Annotated in this window: 17 protein-coding genes; all 17 read right to left on the minus strand. The window is 55.6% G+C overall.

The window, feature by feature from the left end; genetic code table 11:
• Positions 1 to 119: 119 nt before the first annotated feature.
• Complete coding sequence (locus ACXWTF_RS13145) at positions 120 to 2651, minus strand: hypothetical protein (protein WP_461715447.1); 2532 nt, start codon at positions 2649 to 2651, stop codon at positions 120 to 122.
• Positions 2645 to 3280: a TrbC family F-type conjugative pilus assembly protein gene (locus ACXWTF_RS13150; RefSeq protein WP_461715448.1), complete on the minus strand. Its 636-nt coding sequence runs from the start codon at positions 3278 to 3280 to the stop codon at positions 2645 to 2647. Before ACXWTF_RS13150 ends, ACXWTF_RS13145 begins: the two co-directional genes overlap by 7 nt.
• 9 nt (positions 3281 to 3289) lie before the next feature.
• On the minus strand, positions 3290 to 6658 hold the full coding sequence (locus tag ACXWTF_RS13155; RefSeq protein ID WP_461715449.1) for a TraC family protein: 3369 nt from the start codon (positions 6656 to 6658) through the stop codon (positions 3290 to 3292).
• 35 nt (positions 6659 to 6693) lie between these two features.
• Positions 6694 to 7227 (minus strand): hypothetical protein, encoded by a 534-nt coding sequence (locus ACXWTF_RS13160; RefSeq protein ID WP_461715450.1) that lies wholly within the window; start codon positions 7225 to 7227, stop codon positions 6694 to 6696.
• On the minus strand, positions 7224 to 7823 hold the full coding sequence (locus ACXWTF_RS13165; protein ID WP_461715451.1) for a hypothetical protein: 600 nt from the start codon (positions 7821 to 7823) through the stop codon (positions 7224 to 7226). Before ACXWTF_RS13165 ends, ACXWTF_RS13160 begins: the two co-directional genes overlap by 4 nt.
• A 195-nt stretch (positions 7824 to 8018) precedes the next feature.
• A complete protein-coding gene (locus tag ACXWTF_RS13170; protein ID WP_461715452.1) occupies positions 8019 to 9752 on the minus strand; it encodes a TraB/VirB10 family protein in 1734 nt (577 codons plus the stop codon).
• Positions 9742 to 10461: a TraE/TraK family type IV conjugative transfer system protein gene (locus ACXWTF_RS13175; protein WP_461715453.1), complete on the minus strand. Its 720-nt coding sequence runs from the start codon at positions 10459 to 10461 to the stop codon at positions 9742 to 9744. Before ACXWTF_RS13175 ends, ACXWTF_RS13170 begins: the two co-directional genes overlap by 11 nt.
• Before the next feature lie 13 nt (positions 10462 to 10474).
• Complete coding sequence (locus ACXWTF_RS13180) at positions 10475 to 11203, minus strand: hypothetical protein (protein ID WP_461715454.1); 729 nt, start codon at positions 11201 to 11203, stop codon at positions 10475 to 10477.
• Between the two features lie 8 nt (positions 11204 to 11211).
• On the minus strand, positions 11212 to 11538 hold the full coding sequence (locus ACXWTF_RS13185; protein ID WP_461715455.1) for a hypothetical protein: 327 nt from the start codon (positions 11536 to 11538) through the stop codon (positions 11212 to 11214).
• Positions 11539 to 11541: 3 nt separating this feature from the next.
• Entirely contained in the window at positions 11542 to 11811 is a 270-nt protein-coding gene (locus ACXWTF_RS13190; RefSeq protein ID WP_461715456.1) for a hypothetical protein, read from the minus strand.
• A gap of 31 nt (positions 11812 to 11842) precedes the next feature.
• A complete protein-coding gene (locus ACXWTF_RS13195) occupies positions 11843 to 12304 on the minus strand; it encodes a hypothetical protein (protein ID WP_461715457.1) in 462 nt (153 codons plus the stop codon).
• A 128-nt stretch (positions 12305 to 12432) separates the two neighbouring features.
• Positions 12433 to 12972: a hypothetical protein gene (locus ACXWTF_RS13200; protein WP_461715458.1), complete on the minus strand. Its 540-nt coding sequence runs from the start codon at positions 12970 to 12972 to the stop codon at positions 12433 to 12435.
• A gap of 200 nt (positions 12973 to 13172) precedes the next feature.
• Complete coding sequence (locus ACXWTF_RS13205; RefSeq protein WP_461715459.1) at positions 13173 to 14090, minus strand: hypothetical protein; 918 nt, start codon at positions 14088 to 14090, stop codon at positions 13173 to 13175.
• Positions 14091 to 14195: 105 nt separating this feature from the next.
• Positions 14196 to 16274, minus strand: a complete 2079-nt coding sequence (locus tag ACXWTF_RS13210; RefSeq protein WP_461715460.1) for an ATP-dependent helicase — start codon at positions 16272 to 16274, stop codon at positions 14196 to 14198.
• Positions 16275 to 18992: a type IA DNA topoisomerase gene (locus tag ACXWTF_RS13215; protein ID WP_461715461.1), complete on the minus strand. Its 2718-nt coding sequence runs from the start codon at positions 18990 to 18992 to the stop codon at positions 16275 to 16277.
• Positions 18992 to 19951: a hypothetical protein gene (locus ACXWTF_RS13220; protein WP_461715462.1), complete on the minus strand. Its 960-nt coding sequence runs from the start codon at positions 19949 to 19951 to the stop codon at positions 18992 to 18994. Before ACXWTF_RS13220 ends, ACXWTF_RS13215 begins: the two co-directional genes overlap by 1 nt.
• Before the next feature lie 9 nt (positions 19952 to 19960).
• Positions 19961 to 20614, minus strand: a 654-nt coding sequence (locus ACXWTF_RS13225) for a hypothetical protein (protein WP_461715463.1), incomplete at its 5' end; no start/stop codon positions are given.

The raw sequence follows: 20614 nt of genomic DNA on the forward strand, positions 1-20614 counted from the left end.
AGAGAGGTAGCCAATATCAGTAATCCCGATTGTGCCGTCCATGAGATCGCCCGCGTGCGTACCGATCGCCGTCAACAAAAGACCGAACATAGTCGACCTCATCAAGTATTGAACCGCCCTCACTCTTTTTCTCCTATATGCTGATCCAGCAGGAATTTGTAGATGAACGCTTCCTTGCTCTCCTCATTCGACGTCGGCGTAAACTGGCCATAGACGCTCAGGTTGTCGAGGGTTCCTTGCATGAAAAGCCGCACCCTGTCACGCTCGAAGCGTCCGTTGTCTTTCAGCGGGTGCAGCGACCGCTGCCGCTGCAGGCTGTCGAAGAAGAGGTTGTCTTCCGTCAAACCCTCGAGAACCTGGCGATAGGTCAGCTGCACTTCCGAGGAGATGAAGAAGCACTCATATTGGAACAGCTTGGAGGCCGTTTCGGGGTCAATGTCCCCTTTATAGTGCTTAACCAGTGCGGTGCTGGATCCCGTTGCGCGCTCCTGCGATCGAATGAGGAAACCTTCTTGGTCGCTGATCGCCTGCGACATGGAATCGGCAAGGACGTACTTGTTGGATATGCGGTCGCTGACAAACTCTTTGGTGAATGTTGCAGGTGCGATGGAATCGACACTGTAGGCGGCGTACTCGTCGCCGATCAACGTGGCGTTCTGCTCCTTCTTGATCGGCATGTCGATCCAATTCATCATCGTGTAACTCGCATCCTCCCCTTCCGTGCCCGTAAAAGAGGTCGTATTGGTTTCGAGCCCCTTGTCCTGCTCGACGAGCCGCAGCATCATGTACTCGCCGTTGTCATGAAGCAGCCCGGTCGCCACGTCCTGGAACATGATCATGGGCGCCTGCCTGTCGAACTGCTCATGCTCTGTACCTTCCTCGATAATGTTGACGTATGAGGAGCGCACCCGCATCACAACATAGAAGTAATAGAGTTTGCCCGAATCAATCCAGTCGGTCTGCGGGATATAGTCGAGGGAAAGACCGAGGTTGTTGTTAAACGACGAGGCGGCTGCCTGCTTGGGGTAGACGCTCATCAAAGGGAGCGCCGACAGGTTGTAGGTCGATCCGTTAACCATGTTCGCGTACGCGATATCCTTCTCGCTCTGGCGCAGCAACTCGTCTTTGGCCGCGGCGTCGCCGTTTGATGAGAGTTCGGCGCTGATGTTGAATCGCGGCCGTTCAGCTTCGCCGGTCGGCATGCTGTTTCTGACGGTGTAGACCTTCGTATCGTCTTTGTGGTACACCGCCTCGGAGATCGGCATGTCGCCGCTGTTGTACTTGTCGCGGCACTCCGCCTCGGTGCAATGCTCATTGCCCGCCCCGCTCATGCAGCCGACCTCAACATCATAAAGAGTGTCGAGATCGGTCGTATCGAGCGAGGTGAGGTGCCGATAGGTCGGCAGACACTCCGCCGTGGCAAAGCAATCGCTGACACACGAGCTTTCGGAATAGTAGGCGTCGTAGGTCGGCTCGACCCCGCGCCGTGTGGTTGGCACACAAACATTCTGCGGCGACCCACCCACGACGGTATGGACAAGAAGGCCGTCGCAGTCCGCTTCGGTGAGTGCAAACTGCGTCTCCGGGCAAAACCAGAATTTATCGTCCTCGTAGTTCTTTATCACTTCAAACAGGCCGACTGTGACGTCCTCCGTCCGCGCTACGGGCTTATGCGCCGTGCCCTTATGGGAACGGTACGTCGTCACGCGGATCATGCTGATAAGGTCGACGTTAATCGCAAGGGTGATGTTGGTGCCGCCCGGTTTCACTTCGATCTTCTTGGCCTGCACGTATTTGACGTACTCGCCGCTGTCACGGTAAAGGAAGTCGATATCAACGGGGAGATAAAGCGTGCCCACGGCCGTCAGGTCTTCGGGAGAGCCGCTCGTTGTAAATTGGAACACGAGCGACTGCAGGTTCATACGTGGATCTACATCAAAGGTGAACACCTGCGCTTCGCAGGAGCTGATGCCGAAGGGGACCGTCTCGGTCTTGGATGCATCGTCGATCGTTTTAGATATGCAGCTGATCGGCTCCTTGCACCAATCGTTGCACTCCTCTTTCGCCTCGTCCTTGTCCGTCTTGGGATCCCCGCCGATGAAATACGATTGCGATCGAGACGGCAGCGGGCAGTAGAAAGAGTTGTTCAACTTCCGTTTCACGTAACAGGCGATCTGCCTCTGGTGGCTCTGCAGTGACGAAAGATACTTGACTGCGGCGATCCCTTCGGTGGTCCCCCGAATGATCGAGCTGTTCTCGTCGAAAGTGGAGAGCAGGTACTCATTGGAGAGCACGTCGGTGTCGGTGCCGAAAGTGGCCGCCGTTTCGGGTTTGCTCGCCATCATTTCAGAGACGACGGCATTGGCCTTGGCCGCGAAGCCCCCCCGACTCTGCTCGAGGTATTGGCGCACGCTCGACGGCGAGCTGAAATCAACCCCGGTCACGTTTTCGTCGCCGTGCTGATCCCGTGTGACCGTCGTGGTGACGCCCGTATCAAAGTTGTACTTCTTCACGACTTCGTCGTTGCTCCAGTTTAGGTCGACGGGGCTTGTAGTGTTGAGTTCACCCACGGCCGCGTTGATTGACTCGCCCGATACGGCGGTCGACAGCAGCGCCGTGATCGCCAAAGATGCCATTACGCCTTTTACCACTGTTCCACCTCGTTTGCGTCGGAGTTGTTCCACTTCTTGGAGGTCTGGTGGAATACCGACAGGAACTTCGTCAGGCCGGGGTCCTCTCCGGCCGCCTTCTCGAAAAAGAACGGGATTGAAACATCGCCGCTCATCTCCATGATGCTTTCACAATCGGAAAGGAAGTTATGCTCGCCGTCACTGCATTCAGCCAGAACGATGCGCGGCACCGCCGTGACGTTGTGCTCGGAAAAATAGTTGGGATCGAGGCGCACACTCAAGGCCTCTGCGGTTGTCCTTGTCAAACCTGCGGCGATCATCTTGGTGTACTGGCCAAGATTCGTGTCCACGCCCCGGAACAGCTGCCGCACCGGCATACCCCGTTGGGCGATCAGCTTTTGCGCTTCCTCGAGACGCTTCAAAAAGCTTTTCGCCGGCACGGTGGATGAGGTGACGTAAAAGAGCGCATACTCTTTCGTCGGCTCACGCTCGAAAAGTTCAAGGTATGAAGCCAAAAGTTCCTCGTGTTGCTCCGGGATCTGCGACAGCAGATAATCGGGGATGCGGTATTTTGGTTTCTCGAAGGCATGGAGCGTGCCACCAATCAGAAGTGCCGACGTCAGTGCTGCACAACGTACTAACCGCTTCATAATTTCCTCTTAGTTGAGTGGTTCTGGCATACCGATATGGTAGCCCTGCATCAGATGGATATCCGTGCTTTTCTCGATGAACGCCGCCTCTTCTTCCGTCTCGATGTGCGTCACGACGATCTTCCCCCCGTGGCGGAGTACACCGTGGCTGACCATCAAGACGAACGCCTCGCCGATCGGGTTCCCCTGGATCAGCTCCGACACGATGCTGCGGTCGAGCTTCACGTAGTCGAAATCGTATTCGAGAAGATCGCCGAAGCGCGACGTCCCCTTCATATTGACATTGGAAACCAAAGCGCCGCAATCGTGCAATGCCTCGATCGCCGAACGGATGATATCCGCATGTTCGACACCCGTCTGCGACAGCGGAAGGTCGATAACCAGCCGCCCCTTCAGCGACGGGTTTGCCTGGACGGCGGCACAAATGTCCGGTACGATCTCTCCGCCGATGAGACCGTCAAGGGAAATGTTGATAGCGTATCTGCCCGAACGGGTCGCAATCTTTTCAAGCTGCTTCGCAATAAGCACCTTTTCGTACTGCGTAAAATTCTCGATCTGTGGTGCGAAACGGAAAATCTCCTCGCTCGTAACGCCGTGGTTGTTTTCGACGGCCGAATAGACCGCCCGCTTATCCACTTCGCCGTTGACGCTGCTGCTTATGGGTTGCGCGGTAAACTTGATGAGCGACGGCGTTTTGATCGCGGCGTCGACCACAAGTGCAGTTTTTTTGATGCGGATCTCGTCGGGCTCCTGCTTGAACTTGCCCGCGCGGACAAGCTCGACCGCCTCGGCTTCGGGCGTGCCGTCGGCCACCATCGCAAGCATGGAGCGTGCCTGGTCCCCATTGAAGTCATGCCGCTTCATCACCTTCTCCACAACCATCGTGTCGTGCGGGCTGTTCGTGTACGTCCAATGGCTCTGCGTGTCGGTTTTCAGACGCGCTACTAATGAGATTTTGGAACTTTTAATGTAGCTTTCGCCAAAGAGCGGCGGGCGGTTACGGATCGACTTCATCAGCTTGGCTTCGAACGCATCGAGGGTAATCCGCTTGGTGCCAAGCGCCTTCTCGATGGAGTCGTTCTCCTGCTCCAAAAACCATTTCCAGTTCGCGTTTTCATACAGTGCAATCGTTTTCGAGTTCTTGTAGTAGTCGTCCAGCCCCTGGACAATCGTTCCCGCGATCCCGTTGTACTTCCGGATACGGCGGTAGAGGTCTTCGAGAAAGGAGACGATGATGACGTTATCGAAAACCATCCACGCCTCGTCAATCTCAAACATCTTCTGCCGGCCGCGGTTGGAAGGCTTGTAGTATTCTCCCGCGACCTGGTTCGATATCATCATCATTACGATCTGGTACATGTCCCCTTTATTGCGTAGCGCGTCGATTTCGAGCACCACGTAGTCGCTCTGCAGGTCGACGTTGTTCGCACCGTTGAAGTAGGAGTAGAAAGCGCCGTCAGGATCGGCGTAGGAATACAGGGAGGTAATCACCCTCGTCAGCAGTGAGGTCTCGTTGGCGGCACCCTCTTTCTTGAAGATATCGTTGAATTCTACGAGAGCGTCACGGACATCCTGCAGTTTTGCATCGAAGCCCTCACGCTCGAACGCAGTCATGATCGCCCGCTCGACTATCTTTGCAAGAAAGCTGCGCGATGCGTCACTCTCCACGTCACTCTCATTTTCCGTAAACGTGGAACGCAAGCGGAGTCCGGCCATCATGCCGATAATCGGTACGATGGTAGAGAATTCGTCCTCATGGATCTTCCGGACGCCGTTTTCCTCTACCGTATTAATCTTCGTAAAGAAGTTCAGGCATATATGGTTATCGTCCTCAAAAGTGATGTACTGACCGCCGACGAGGTGGCACAAGCCCTTGTAGGAATCCCCGGCGTCAATGACGCGCAAACGGTATCCTGCCGCAAGGCTCATAAGATGGAAGTCAGCCTCGCTGTACGATTTACCCGATCCCGACGAACCGATTTTTACGATGTTGTAGTTCGTATTGGAGAAGTAGGGGTCGAAGCGTTGCAACTGACCTGTGCGGCCGACAAACAGCATGTGATAGTTGCCGCCGCCGCTGCTGTCGCCGATAATCGGGCAGATTGAGGCGTTGTTCGCCTTGAACAGCAGACGGAAACGACTTGAAAGCTTTTCGACGCCCTCTGAATACTGAAGCGGGAGAGAGTACAGGAAGCTCATGAGCGCAATATTGTTGCTCGACTCCTCGACAATCTCCCAGTCCTTCTCCCTGAAGCGGTTAATGATCGTCGCGGTTGTCTCATTGAGCTTCTTCTCGTCCTCCTCAAACAGCGTCAGCGTCCACATCGCTTTGAGCGGCATCTCCCCGCGCTGTTTGACAAAGCGGATGATATCCTCGGTTTCGCGCAGACGGTCCTTTAGATCCGGATTCGCCTTGAGCGTCCTGGGGCGCATTTTTCCAAGCTCCCCCATGTCGTGGTCGAGACGTTTGACAATTTTCTTTTTCGCTTTCTCCACGTTGTCGTACCGGATGGTAAGCGAGAGCAGGAAGGGCCCTGGAATCGGAACCTTGAGCTGCGTGCCGATCCGATCAAAAAAGATACTGTTATACTCGAAGAGATTGATATCCTTTGGGAAGGACTTGGTCGTGAGTACCTTCGCCTTCATTCGATTGTTGATTTCGAATCCGCGCCGTTCCCGCGCCGTTGAAACCTCGACGCCCCCCGAAACGATGGAATGGTTCATCTCCATGAGTTCGTCGCCCTTGGACTGCCACGAAGCGTCGTCCTTCTCCGGGTGAAAGATCTCATTGAGGATTGTCTCAAGTTCGGCACGGGCGTAATTTTCCGGGTGGAAGTCGGCCATGCTCCCCTTTATCTCGTCGAAGGTGCGGAGAATATAGTCATCGTCCGTATCGTCGGGAAAAAGGATTACGAGCAGGTTATGAAACTCGCGCAGGCGGAAGTCGATCCCCTTGAGCATCGAAGTCCGCGACCACTTCTGGTAGGAATCGACGCGCTGCTCCACGAGACGGCGAAGCAGTGAAGGATTTTTGACGTTGACGTTGCAGTGGTGGTAGTCGCGATAGGCTTTGAGAGCTGTGCTGATGTTGCGCGATGAATAGGTGATGAACTGGACGACCGTATCGTCTTTCTCGATGGTGGAGAGGAAGTTACGGACCTTCTCTTCCGTGCTGCTCGTCAAGAACGCCGGGGGCGCGATGCGCAAGACAATTCCCTTGCGCCAGTCAGACATGATATAGATCCCCTTGCCCTCTTCATATTCGACGTAATCGCGGTACTTCAGAAAGTCCGAAATCCCTCTTGTCTTGAGGACAGCCTCGAGGTTCTTCTCAGTCAGGCCGACATTACTGCGAATATCCCTAAAGGGCTCGGCCATATAGCCGAGAGCTTTTCCTAATACGCCGACACCGCTCATTTTACCGTTTCCAATAGATCACGGTGCGCCTCGATGTAATCCATCAGGAAACGATCATATTGGTCCAGCGGCGCCGCCGGCGTTGTCACGACGGCTGCAGCCACCTTCTCCGCCTTGTTAACCGAGGGTTTGGCGCCTTCGCCATTACGCAGACCCTCCAACGCCGCTTCGAACTTCGCAATTTCGGCGTCGAGCGCCTGGATGGACTTCACAATACTCGTTTTACGATCGGTATCCGCCTCTCCTTTTAGGCTCGCCGCCATTTCGCCGCGCTCCCGCTTGAGCCTGTCGAGGTACTTGGTGAGCAGGCTGATCCGGGTCGGGGTGTCAATCTCTCCGTTGGCCAGTGCATCGTAGAACGGCGTCTCCATCATGTCGATACGATCCGTATTCGCGGTAGATTGTTTCATCAACATCCAAAGGGTATCTTTCATGTCGGTGAGGGTAAGGTGGTTTCCTTTCACTTCGTCGGCACCTGCAACATTCAGCACGGCGGCCGCAACAGCGGCAATGATCAGTCTCTTTTTCATTTTTGTTCCCATCTTACTTTACCTTTCTCTTTGAGGTAGCGCATAAGCTCCGCTTCCTTCTTCTCCATAGCCTTGACTTTCTCGCGTAACGGCTCCTCTTTCTCCGCCTGTACGGAATAGACGCCGTTGACGTAGCGCTTCACCTCTTCGTCGGTCAGTTCGCGTTCATCCGTGTCGACGTCAAGCTCGTCGGGCGTGAGCATATAAGGAAGTTTGCGCGCCGGCGTGACGACGGCGTCGGTTCCGCGCGTCGGCACCGATTCGCCCACGATGAAGTCCGGTCGGGTCACGAAGGTGTAAATGTCGTGCGCGGCGATCAGGGTGGCGTTTTGCTTGTACGATGCGATATAAACCTTGAGCACCCTGCCCGTGTCGACGATTACCTTGGCATCGTTCGAGCGGCTACCGACAAGCGGCTTGATATTGAGGCGATACGGTGCAAGCTCAACCTGCTCGACTTCGCCGCCGCCCCGATTTTGGGAATGAACTGCGCGGCGGACCTCCTGGTCCTCCGGCGTCAATTCGCTTTTTTTCGCGCAACCGCTGAAAAGAACGGCAGCGGCCGCCACCATTGATAACAGTCCTATCGTCTTCATTCGTAACACCCCTTGCACGCTGCCGTGTCCTTCATTACTGCGTCGCGCGCCTTGTAGATAGCCGTCGGGCTTGCACACACGCCTTTGTTTCTGTATCCGCACTCTTCGCAGAAACCTTCGTTCTCTCCGAAAATGAGCATGCTGCATCCGCTGAACAGAAGCCCTGCGGCCATGAGTATTGCTACAACAATCCCGTTACCAATTTTCATAGCCGACCTCCAATTCAACAAAGCTCTCCATCGTGTTGCCCTCGTCGTGTCCGTTGACGTTGACCGGGGTGTACTCTTTGGGGGTAAGAACCTCATCGCCATCGAAATAGACCGTTATCTTTCGTGCCCCCTTGACGTCGATGTAAGGGTGCAGCGCGTCGATGATCTTCTCATAGTATTTCGTTACAACGTCGAAGCCCTTGGTGATCCCCGACCCTGCCCCGGACATTAACTGCGTTTGCGCGAGCTGGCCAGGAGAGAGTACGGTCGTTCTGTCACCAATTGTTGTTGCCCCCGCGCCCTGGTAGCTCTGCAGAAGCATGGCGTTGGCCGTGGCCGTGGTGAAATCGCCGAGACCCTGCAGCACACCGATAAGCATACTGTTGGTGAGGATCTTGCCCGAGCTGTCGACGAGTTTGCCCGGGATACCGAATCTGCCGTCGTACCCGTCATAGACCCATGCGTTATTTTTAAGCTTAGTGTCGATGCGGTAATGCTTGCCGTTCTCTTTATAGGTACACGAAATATCGGAGATTTGCACCTCCGCCCGGCGAGTGATGATATTGCCCGTCACGACGCCGTTTCCGAAACACCCCTGCAGGTCCTGCGTGAAGCCGTTGGAGATAATGCTATTTGCTTCGAGCGTTACCATCACGGGCTTCGGGTTATCCTCACCTTCGCCGAACGTCGGCGCGGAGATCCCCGTCACCAGAACACCGTCCATCAGACCCTTGCGCAGCACAATCTCGGGCGGGGTCGCCTCCTCCTCCGGATCAGGTTGAACATCGACGCTTTTATCCTCGGTAACGGAAGTGATCTCGAGGTCGGCGTAGTAGACCTCCTCTCGCTCTGGTTGCCGTTGTGCCGGAAGTGCCGCAGTGGCGTTGCCCTCGGAAGATACTGCCGCCACGCCTTCATACGGTATTGGGAGCGTGCCCGGTCCCCCCGTCTTGCCTGGCAGCGGAAGAACAGTGGCCCCCGGCTTGATGCCGTGGTCCCATTTGATGCTGCTCGGCAACTCCTTTATCGCCGTCGAGGTCTTGGCGTCGAGCTCCTCGATTTTGCCGAGAAGCATCCGCTTGTTTTCCTTGGCTTCCGTCCGGGCGCGCTCGCGCTCTTGGTCGAGCTGTTCAATGATTCTCCCCTCAAAGCCGTCAAGACCTTCTTTGAGTGTTGCGAATCCTGCGGAGACGTTCTGCTCGAGAGTGTCGAAACGTTCCGCCACCTGATGGATCTGTTCGCTTTGGGCGGCCACGTTTTTCTCCATCGTATCCTTCCAAAGGGCCTCCTCCTCAATCTCGAGTATGACCTTCGGTTCGACGATGGTCTCCTTTTGCGCCGCCATTTCATTTTGCTGTCCGATCTTTTTATAGAGACGCACGGCCGCAATGACCAGGATAATTACGATGCCCAGGATCACGACATAAACAAACCATCGCTTCAGCACGCCGAACATCGCTTCGTGGAGATCAGCATTCGTCTTGCTGAAATCGACCTTCTCTTCGGTAGCCTTTTGGGCACGCTCTTCGCGCTTTTTGCTCACGAACGATTTTACGGATGTGATGGTCGAGGCAATTTTCCCCCGCAAAAATCCTACAGCGTTGAGGGCGTCATCTTTGCGGTTGCGACGGTGCGGTTGCCCCTCACCGCCCTCGGTGTCGTGGAGGTCCATGCCGTCCTCGAGATCGTCTATCTCGTCAAGGTGATTGTCATGAGCCACTTCTCATCCCCTCTCCGGCCGTGTCGCCGCCAAGATCAAGCGGTTCGCATTTGCGCTTGTATCCCATGACGAACAGCTGATAATTGAACGTCTTGAACGCTATGGAGTAGTCGCATGAGTAGCGCTCCTTCTTGAGGCGGCCGATTTTGCGCGTCTGGACGCCGCCGGTACGGACGACGACGATATCATCGTCGTCATATTCGTCGGGGTTGCGATCAACCTTGAACGGCTCGGCCTTGAATTCGGTGGTGATCTTGTTCTTCACGTTATACGCCGCATACTTATCCAGTACAGGCTTGAAGCTGGTGGCTACGCTGCGGTGCATCATGGAGTGCAGTTCATTGAAGTTTTCCTGCACCTCCTCGGGCTTCGCCTGGGCGGTAGATTCGATCAGGTACTTGCCCCATACCTTGTAAAAGAGGTCGTTTGAATCGTTCATGCCGACCTCGACCTGCCCGTAGTCACCCTCATGGATGGTCTTTGGAAGATTCACGGACATCACGACGCGGTCCTTAACCGACACGATCTCCGCGGTGAGGATCAAAATGACTATGATCTGGAAAAAGACAAAAAAGAGCGCGGTGCGGTACTTCTCCACGAGGTAGTCGATCCGTACCAGATACGGAGACTTCTTCTGGTTCTTTTGACGCCGCTTTTCGCTCTTTTCAATCAATTCCTTTGCTTCGTCCAAAGTATCGTCTGTTTTCATTCTGAACGGCTCCTTACTTAAATCGCTGTTCGCACGTGGTTTCGGTTTCGACGTTGGAATAGGCACCGCAGATTTGTGCGAGTTCCAGTGGTGCTTTCGGGTTGGTGCACGCGGCATTGAGGTACAGATTTGCAGTGTCCTCTTTGCCGAGCGCCATATAAAGGTTTGCCAAGATGAATTGCGCGGTGGCAACATTGTAGTCGGTGGCGACAGGGTGCAGATAGGTGATGGCTTTTTGCAGTAGCACGACGTTATGATTAGTATGGTCAAGCACCGTCGTTGCCAGCAGCGAGGCGTTGCTGACATAGGAGGGATTGACACGGGTGCGATCGAGCGACTGCAGCTGCTTCGCGAGCTCGCCGTCGAGCGCGTTGACCGCATTGTACGGATCTTTCTCGCGCAGATAGCTCACGCCGATAAAGTAGGCGGCCAATGAAGCCCCGTTGGAGAGTGCCTGCTTGAAGTATCTGCGGGCCGTTACGAGATCCGCTTTAATTGTTGTGCCATCATCGAGAGGAATGTTGCTTAAGAAGAGGATGCCAAGTTCGAGCGATGTACGCCCCTTGTCCCCCATGCCCGATAGCAACGCTTTCTTCGCCTCATCGAATTCGGCTCTGGTTTTGATTCTATATTCTGTGTCGTTTTGTATCGGCTGCACTTCCGTTTCTGCAGACGGATATGAACCCGGCGTTGCCATGAGCGGCAAACAACACACAATCGTCGTGGCTATCTTTTTAAGCACACTGTCCCCTAGTCTCTAAAAATTCGTTCGAACCCAAATGGGAGTTCGACGTCGTTGTCTTTTGTTTTCGGCTTCAAAAGGCCGAAATCGTAGAAAATATGCTTCAACAGTCCCGGGGAAGCTTCTTTTGAATACTTCGTATATGCCTTGTATGTGAAGTGCGCCACGATCCATGCTACGCCGAGTGCGACAAGCAGCGGCACCGACAAAAAGATATTGAGCAGGTAGAAGGATCCACCCGCCGTGCCCAAGAGCACAATCCATTCGTCAACTTCCAGCGTAAAGAAAAGACGCTGGCGAGATAGGAACCGAGGAAAGTAGACGCGCTTGCTCATGACTTAGGCGAAAACCAGCCCTGCCATTTTTGCACCGAAGTCGGTTGCACCGGCGATCAGAATGTCAGCTGCTGCACCCCATGCGAGCGGAGCCCAAGAAGCGTTTTTCCATGCAACGATACCGGATGCGATAGTGATCAAAGTAACGCCGAGCGCACCGATTTTGTTGTCGATCAGACCAGATACCTCGTCGACGTATGCACCGACTACTGATGTGTCACCTGCGTATGCAGAAAGTGCGAAAGCTGCAATAAGAAGCAGAAATTTCATCATTGGAATGTTCCTTTATTTTTTTTGCGGCGCCCTAAAAGAGCATGCCGATACTAACGCCTGTGCGCGTCACCTTTACATCAACGTCACCACTGTGGTCGCTCACCTTATAGAATGCGCCAAATGTCATGCCGTTAAGACTTTTGCCCACAGTGTTCGAAAAGCGCAGATTGTAAACGATCTCCGCACCGACCACTGATCCAGAGGCACTTATCGAGGGGGTGCCGCCGTACAGTGTTCCGCCATAGCCCGCCGTAGCTTTGAGGTCGAGGGTGTCAAAAAAACGGAAGCCGCATACAAATGCGAAGTCGTATTCGCGCCACTCCCCGGCCGAACCGTAGCCAATCTCACCACCCAAAAGGGTGCCGTATTGCAATGGCCATAACAGTTCGGTCGAGAAACGAAGCCCCGACTCTGATCCATCGTTCTTGATATCGTAGTTGGCGATATCGAGTTCAACACCTGCCTCAAAAGCTCCTGCAGCTGCAGAGAGCACTGAGCCGGTTGCGAGTGCAATTAGAAGCTTCCTAATAGCACACCCCCATCGAAAAGATAAACCTCTACAAAGAGATAAGAGATACCGCGACGGCGCGAACCGCCACGTATCTCTTTGACGAAGTCAATCTATCGGCCGCCGCTGGCCGCGTATCGGTTATATGCCTCCTCAAGATGCGTAGCGTAGATCTCGTTTCGCTGCGGGTCACTAGAGTTGTAGTGCGCCACAGCCCCCCAGGTCCAGCCGTGTAGCTTGATATTGCGCTTGGTGAATTCCATCGCGAACTCAAAGCTTTTGGAAAGCTCGAAATAATCCTCCATCGGTAAAGTATGGTAGTGGTAGCAGATTTGCAGCGCACCGAGATCCACGTACTCATCCCCCGCCGCGATCACCTCCGTTGCCACCTGGACGCACAACTCTTTGTTGCGGCAGTCCATCGTACGGTTGTCGACAAACAGCTCTTCGTACTTGCGGCGCACCGCTTCGGTCTTTGATTTCTTTGCGTTAAAGGAGATAAGGAAGGGGTAGCCGATCGGGCGCTCCGTGTGGCGCTCGACGGCGGCGATGGAGTAGATCAGCGGATAAAGCCTTTCGTCAATGCTGTCGGCCGCTGACATGGAGGGCAGCAAGAGCATCACAAAAGCAACGGAAAGAATACTGCGAATCACAATTCCACCTTATATGATTATATGGCTACAAACAATTTGTGACGGCTTGCCACAAAGAATTCAACGATTTTCCGGGATTTTACAAGACATCCGAAAAAAGGGCAACCCGCAGACACCCTGTTAAGATTCAGAAAATTACGAGAGGAATTGAGAGGATGAAACGCCGTGTACAGCGGCGTTTCAGTGGGTAATAGGTCGGCCTACGGTACGCGGAGTTTTGTGGTGTAGCCGAGATTTGTACTGAGCGTTGTGCCGTCTCCGCTGATGGAAATGCCGCTCAAACGGATCTTGTCTTCGCCATTTGCGAGTCCACTTTTTGTGATACTGTGGATCACGTAGTCCGCGGCATCGTAGAAGTTGCATTCAATCGCATGGGTTTCGAGAGCTTTACAGACAATCCGTGACGGTACTCCGCTCAGATCGTCGCTGCTGATATGATCCACTTCCGTAGTGTTGTTGTCGCTGTCATAATGGGTAAGTAGGAGTCCGTACCAAGATGCGTCAGTCACGGCGCCCTGTGGGTTCGTGTACTCGATGGTGTAGTAGTCCGCGATCGACGTATTCTTGTAGAAAACGTCCGTATCGGCTGTATAGTCGTCGGGGTTGATTCCGAACAGCGCGGCAAGGCTGTCGACCGTGATAGTGTTCGCGGGCACTGACGGGATATCCGTACAGGTGACGTTGAAATCGAGATAGCTGTTCTCTGCAGTATAGTACATCCACGCGACGGTGAACACAACGTCGCCGTCAGCATTTTGCGCAGTGTATGTGTCCGCTGTACCCTCTTCCCCATTGACAAGGAAAGCGTAATCGGAATATTCGTTCCACGCCGTCGTGCTCGGCAGAACCGCGAGCGTGCACAATTTGCCGGTAGAGCCCGCGATCATGATATCGTTGATCTGCGTGCCGCCCATGTAGTACAGGCGGTATCCCGCTTCCTGGTCGACCGTGGAGTCTGTCGCATAATCAAGTACGAGGTTCCCGCCCTGCAGCTGACCGACGATCGAGTCTGCTGTATCGTCTACTGGGTCGTCACCCCCGCCGCTGGAGGATGCGCCGCAACCGGCGAACATCAGTGCTGCTGCTACCATGCCGGAGTAGAGAAGTGTTTTTTTCATGTGGTTCCTTTGTAGAGTTTTCGAATACTAGCATATTTTGTTATATAGGGCTAGTTATAGTTCTTTTTGTGATATAGAAGTGCTGAAGTCCATAAAATAGGGCTTCTACAGGCACCCCGCTTCCTTCAAGAAGCACGATGGTTCATGCGATTTGTTCTTATAAATTCGGGCATAGCTCAGCTGCAGGTGGCGCTTGGCCCGTGTCACCGCGACATAAAAGAGCCGCCGCTCCTCCTCGATCCCGCCGCCGCCTTTCATCAGTTTGTGGTTGGGGAAACGCCCCTCCATGAGATCGACGACGTAGACGCTTTCATACTCCAACCCTTTTGAGGCGTGTACGCTGAGCAGGTCGACGCCGAATACCTCATCATCACGCTTTGCAGCACCCTTTATCTTGCGGCTGAAAAGCTCATGGGTGTTATTCATGGACGCGATTTTTTCGAGCATCCCGAACCGCTCACGGTACTGCCCATGCAAGCGCTCGTCGCCTCCTCGCCGCTGAACCATCGCCTCGATCCCGTTCTTGTAGATGGTCGAGGAGGCGATCATGGCAAGTGCATCGGAGGGCTTACTGCATTTACCCGCTTTAGAGGCAAGGTGGCAAAGCGTGTCGACGACGGACGCTGCCCGCGGGCTTTGCGTCAATAGCACGGAGGGATGGTTGCTGAACCGCTCCCCGATGTGCCCTTCACGGGCATATCGGTTGTTCTGCATGTTCTCACGGTAGGCATCCTGGGCAGCTTTCGGTATGCGGGAGAAACGGGCGAGATCCGGCCGCAGTATGCCATTGAGAATAGAGCGGCCGCCCAGTTCGCTCAAAGCCTCTGCCACGATCTTGCTTTCACCCACGCCGACGCCGGTCCATGAGAACAGCTCCAGTGCATTCATCAGTTCGCCTCGACCGAACAGAATGCTATAAATCGCGGTCGTGAAGCGCATATCCATTGAGTCGAAAAAGCCCCGCCCCTCTGTCCGGTTGACCGGGATATCGTGAGCAAGGAGCGCGGCCTCGATCGCGTCGGCGGTGGCATTATTGCGGTAGATGATGGCTGTATCGTTGGGACAGTACGCCGAAGCGGCGATGCTGCTCGCGACGCCGTGGTACTGCGCCTCCTCCTTGTCGAACCCGACGGTGTGCGGCCCGTCACCGCCTTTCAAAACCATCGCCTGCAGGTTCTTCGGGAACAGGCGGGGATTATGCCCAATTACCCTCTCCGCAAGATCGAGGATTGGCTTAGCGGAACGGTAGTTCTTCCCGAGGGTGTAGACCTTCGCGCCGGCATAGCGTTCGCGGAACGAACCAATAATGCCGATATCGGCCCCGTTGAAAGCGTAGATGCTCTGGTCATAATCCCCGACGCAAAACAGCGACTTGCCCTGCATGGCATCGAGCACGGTCGTTTGCAGCTGATTCGTGTCCTGGTACTCGTCGACGATCACCTCTTCAAAAGGGCACGGGTGCGCCCCGTAATACTCCCGTGTCCGCAGCAGCAGGTCGTTGAAGTCGATAAAGCCGTGGCGCTGCTTGTCCGACTCAAGGGCATCTATCGCCTTTTCGTAAAACGCCGCATACTCTTCGTGCCCTTCATAGCGATCACAAACCCATTGGCCAAACCCGCTTTCGCTGCCGCCGCTATTCAAAAACAGCCCGTAGCGGTCATAGAGCGCATCATGCCCCCACGCATCCTCGGTATCGCCGTATCGTCGTGCCTCATGGGCGTATATTCCCCCGAAGAGCAGCTTGATATCTTTGGGCTGCTTCAGCGCCGATTGGTCGCCGAGCTGCTTGAGCAGCTGCAGGCCGTATGCGTGGAACGTACCCGCGAAGATGCGATCGGTCACACCGCTTCCGAAGAACTCCGCGAGCCGCTCCAGCATTTCCTTCCCGGCCTTGTTGGTGAAGGTCAGCAGCAGGATCTTCTCCGGGGCGACGCCCTGGGCGATGAGGTGCGACACCCTGCCGACAATCGTCGAGGTCTTGCCGGTGCCTGCCGACGCGATAATGAGGTTGTGGCCCGCGGCGGCCGTCGCCGCTGCGTGCTGGTCCGGGTTGAGTCGTTCGAGCGGGTCTATGGCCGCCGTCGATGCCTTGGTGCTGATACGGGTACGGTCGTGCCGTTTAGACGCCGACTCCGCCTGGGTAATGCGGCCTCCGCGGGCCAGTTGCGTGAGATTGCCAAACAATTAATAGACCTTATCCATGAAATCGTCTGCTGTGTCGCCTGTGTCGAGCTTGTGGTAGAAGATATCGACCGTCCGGGGGATATCGCCAATAAGTGTAGACGCGACGGCCTTGAGCGCCGTCGCCGACTCGCCATACCCCAAAATCGCGAACATGCCATCCTCAAGGCGGTAGACCCGTGCCTTCAAGCCGACGAGCGCCGCGCCGAGGCGATCATTGACGTACCCGAACAGGTGCCCCGCCATCGTGTCGTCTGCTTCCATTGTCACGGCGGCGACGTTGCCGTCCACCCCGGCGCTGTTTCTGGCCGCCGCGAGGCCATAGAGGTCTTTCTCGAACTGATCGAAGCCCGCAAGGACCAGGGCAACCTTCTGGACGGGCTCCTGGGCGGCTGTCTCCTTTCTGACCGGCTGCGCGGTCGCACTTTCGCCCGAGGCCATCGGCGACAGCGGGGTGAGCGACAGAGTGCCGCCCGCGGGCTTGCTCGTGAAGGAGATCCCCCATCGTGTATGCTTTTTGTCGAACGAAAATATGACGTTCGGCGAGAAGCGGGTGCGATCCTTCTTACGCAGCTCCTCGAGGCGCACTACTTCTTTCGTGAGCACCATTTCGACAAACGTATGCAGGTCGGGGGCCTGCACCCCAAATCGCTCGAAGAAGCCTGTCAGGGCGTTCTTCCACAACGCGAACTTGCATTTGCCGTTGGAGCAGGCGAACAGCTGCTCTTTTTCGATCACGGGTTTGCCGCAGTTGGGGCAATGTCCGAAGGCTGTCGCAGCTTCGCGTTCTTTGGCGCGCCGGATTTCCCTGTCCAGAAAGAGGCTCATCTTCTCCTGGCTGCTGTAGATTTCGGGGTTGATCGCTTCGGCCTCGGCGGGCGTCATTCGTGCGATGAGCTTTTCGGCGGCGTCCACTTGGGCCGGTGTCGGTGCGCGCTCACTGTATTCGACGTAATTGATCGTCTCCTTGAACTCCTCGACATGCTTCCAGTACACCATCAAGACCTCGTGCGCGTCGGCGATGACTCCCTCTTCGATCGCGGTGATGATCTCCTCGAAAAGCTGTGCGTTCTCGATGGAGGTCAGCCATGCAAGATGCGTGTCGGCGACGTCATACACCGCGAGGCCCGGGTCGAGCATAGACAGAAGGCTCCGATCGGCCTTGGCGTATCCTTTCTTTTTGAGGGTGTGCGAAATGGTGTGCAGCGTCGATGGCCGCGCGATCCCCTTGCCCTCGAGCATCTTGATAAGCGCCCCCTCCGAAATGCGTTTGGGGGCGTGGGAGTGGCTTTCATAGAAGTCCACGGTGACGCTCTCCAGAATGAGGCCGACATAGAGGTCTTTGGGCAGCTCGACCTTTTTGCTTTGCCAATCCTCGTCACCGGCGCCGCGCGTTGAGGCATGAAGCTCATCACCGTAATACTTCATCCAGCCGCCCTCGACCGGGTTGTGCGCCCTCGTGGTAAAGCTATACTCGCCGGCGGTTATCTCGAGGGAACTGACGTCGTACACCGCGTTTTTGAGTTGGGTTGCAACGGCACGCTGCCAGATAAGCCGGTAGACGTTGAGGTGATCCTCGCCCAGGTCGTGCTCGTGCGGCAGGTTCTTCCAAATGCGCTGTATCTCATCGGGGTCATACTCGTCGGCGAACGATGTGGGGCGGATGCACTCGTGCGCCCCCTGTACGTGGGCCCCTTTTCGGACTTTGAACTCGCGTTTGTCGAGCAGGATATCGGCGTGGTTCTCCGGGGCGATCGTGCGCTTATGGAATGCGACGATCTGTTCGACCGCCTGGTCGCTGATGGCAAAAGAGTCGGTGCGCGGGTAGGTGATGAAGCCCAGCTCGTAAAGCTCTTGCGATATCGCCTTGATCCGCATAGGGTCGAGCTTGAAGAGGTATGAACAGCCACTATAGAGTGACGAGGTGATCAGCGGCGGGTACGGCGGGTACTCTTTGAGGTCCGGATCGTACGAAGTAACCTTGTGCTGATAGCTGTTTGCCCTGGCTATCACGTTCTCGCGCTCGGCGCTGTCCTCTTTCGAGAACTCGAGCTTTTTGCCGCGTGCGTCGAAGGCCACGGCCTTGTAGCGATATCGCCCCATTACAACGTCGGTGACGGTCGCTCCTTTGGCGTGGTACTTCTCGATAAGACGGTGGCGTTCGGCGAGGATCCCGAGCGCGATCGCAATCACCCTCCCGATGCCGTTTGATTGGTGGGGGATGCCATTGTGCTTGAAATAATAAGAGAGTACCGGGGAGAGGCCGTACCCGATGATGCGGTCGGCCATGCGGCGGGTCCACTGCGCGAGGACAATGTTCTCGTCGATAAGCCGGATGCCGTCGCGCTCGATGAGGGCAAGCCTCAAAGCATCTGCCGTGATCTCATGGAAGGTGACTCGGTAATACTTGCTAATGCTGCAGGCCTCTACGACGTCCTGGGCGATGCGTTCGCCTTCGCGGTCGTCGTCGGTACAGATAAAGACGCGTTCCGCTTCGCGCGAAAGCTTCCTGATATCGTCCACTACGCGCTTCTTGCCTTTGAGTAGCGTGAAATCGCCGGTGAACTTCCCGTCCTCGAGGCGCACGCTAAAGCTGCCCGCTCTAAGGTCGATGATATGCCCCCCGGTGCCGTAGATTCTGAACTGGTTTGCGCCGAGCTGCTTCAGCAGCTTTGCGATCGTTTTGCTTTTGACTGGTGACTCAACAACAACGAGATCCATTATTCACCCTCCTTGGCGGCCGATGCGTTGACCATAGCCCCGTATTGTGTTAAATTATGGTTATATTTTTCAGAAGGAGTATCGACATGGAGTTCATTATTGGAACCTTTGGTTGGGCGATCTTTTTCATCGGAGCCCTCGTTGCTGGTGGCTTCATCTTTGGTCTCGGCAGGGCGATCATTGAGAGAATTGCCGGCAGACGGCTCTGGTCTTAGCGAGGCCGTAGCCCCCACCGCAGCCTTCACCGTCCTGCTAACCCTACCATCTTTCGCCCGCTTGCCATTCTTCTTAAGCAAGAAACCGTCTTTGTCCGTGACGCGTTTGTCACCGTCGTAATAGCCCGCATCGCGCTCTGTCAGGTCCGCTTTTTCATCATCGCTGAGCACTGCGCCGGTACGCTTGCCCTCTTCGTTCAGCACATTGCCCTCGGAATCCGCGACCCGCGTGTCGCCTTTTTTTGCGACAAGATGCCATCCCTTGTCACCCGGCACTACCACAACGGTTTTTGCGTGTCCTTTGAAAGAGTCGCAGGCCAACGGACTGCCCCGCAGCGACGCTTCTACATAACCATTCAGCCCCTCGATGCAGATATCCTCCCCTTTCTTCTCAAACCATCGAAGCAGCGCCGACTTCCATAGTATGAAGTCGCAGCCGCCTTCGCTGCAGGAGTACCCCTGCAGCCCTTCAACCACATACCCGTTACCACAAGAGGGGCATGCGCCCATATTCTCGATGCGCGGTCGGCGGTTGAGTAAAAAGACTCTCGCCATTTCGCGGTCACGATACACCGACTGACCGACAACGATATCGCACTCCTCGAGAACCTTCCCGATCGCTTCAATCTGCGCCGACGTCGGCCCCTGCGTTTCGACGGGGCTTTCTGTGCATACCTCATCGACACCATCGGTGCTCGTTTTGCTGATCGGAAGCAGCGCCTTTAAATCATCGTTCAGTGACACGACAACCCCCTACGCGCTCGTCGCGGTGTCGTAGGGCCCATCCTCAAGGTTGTTCTGCTCCGGGATCCGCTCGAGAAGTTCATCAAGCTGCATGAATGAAGCCGACGCGGCCTCCTGGGCGACCTTGATCCCCTTGCTTGCTGCAAGCTGCTGAGAGATACGCCCTTCGGCGCTGAAGGTGTTTTGCGCTTCATCAAAGTCTGGCGTCTGGTAGCTGCTACCGCCAATCTCTGCCGAGAAGATACCGCCGTCGAGCGTAGGCAGGTCGACGGTTTCCCTTGGTGTGCCCGGTTCCCCATACGGCGTCCGACCATCTACCCTCGCTGTGACTCCTTCGGTAGGCGTACTGCCCGCTGCCGCGTCAGTGACGGCCGGTTGCACGGGAGCTGCACCGGACTGAGGCGCTTCCATCGCAGGTACACCCCCACCCGTCCGGGTGGTATCGGCTGCAACCCTGTTCGACTGTTGGGTTTGCTCGTCTGCAGGCACGTCGCTGTTGTCCGTAGTGGTGCCCTGCTCAATGATCGTATCTTTCACGACGCTTTGCTTGATGCGCGCCGCCTCCTGCGCCGCCTCGCCTTTGACCTCGGCACCGAGGGCTGTCGTGTTCACGCTGCCGTCCGTGTCAAGCGGCATGGAGACGACTTGTTCCTTCGACACCCC

The organism is Thiomicrolovo sp. ZZH C-3 (assembly GCF_054862725.1).

Coding starts and splice junctions, on each gene's coding strand:
- ACXWTF_RS13185 (WP_461715455.1), bottom strand. CDS start 11,538: ATGAGCAAGCGCGTCTACTTTCCTCGGTTCCTATCTCGCCAGCGTCTT.
- ACXWTF_RS13175 (WP_461715453.1), bottom strand. CDS start 10,461: ATGAAAACAGACGATACTTTGGACGAAGCAAAGGAATTGATTGAAAAG.
- ACXWTF_RS13155 (WP_461715449.1), bottom strand. CDS start 6,658: ATGGCCGAGCCCTTTAGGGATATTCGCAGTAATGTCGGCCTGACTGAG.
- ACXWTF_RS13150 (WP_461715448.1), bottom strand. CDS start 3,280: ATGAAGCGGTTAGTACGTTGTGCAGCACTGACGTCGGCACTTCTGATT.
- ACXWTF_RS13190 (WP_461715456.1), bottom strand. CDS start 11,811: ATGATGAAATTTCTGCTTCTTATTGCAGCTTTCGCACTTTCTGCATAC.
- ACXWTF_RS13160 (WP_461715450.1), bottom strand. CDS start 7,227: ATGAAAAAGAGACTGATCATTGCCGCTGTTGCGGCCGCCGTGCTGAAT.
- ACXWTF_RS13205 (WP_461715459.1), bottom strand. CDS start 14,090: ATGAAAAAAACACTTCTCTACTCCGGCATGGTAGCAGCAGCACTGATG.
- ACXWTF_RS13165 (WP_461715451.1), bottom strand. CDS start 7,823: ATGAAGACGATAGGACTGTTATCAATGGTGGCGGCCGCTGCCGTTCTT.
- ACXWTF_RS13215 (WP_461715461.1), bottom strand. CDS start 18,992: ATGGATCTCGTTGTTGTTGAGTCACCAGTCAAAAGCAAAACGATCGCA.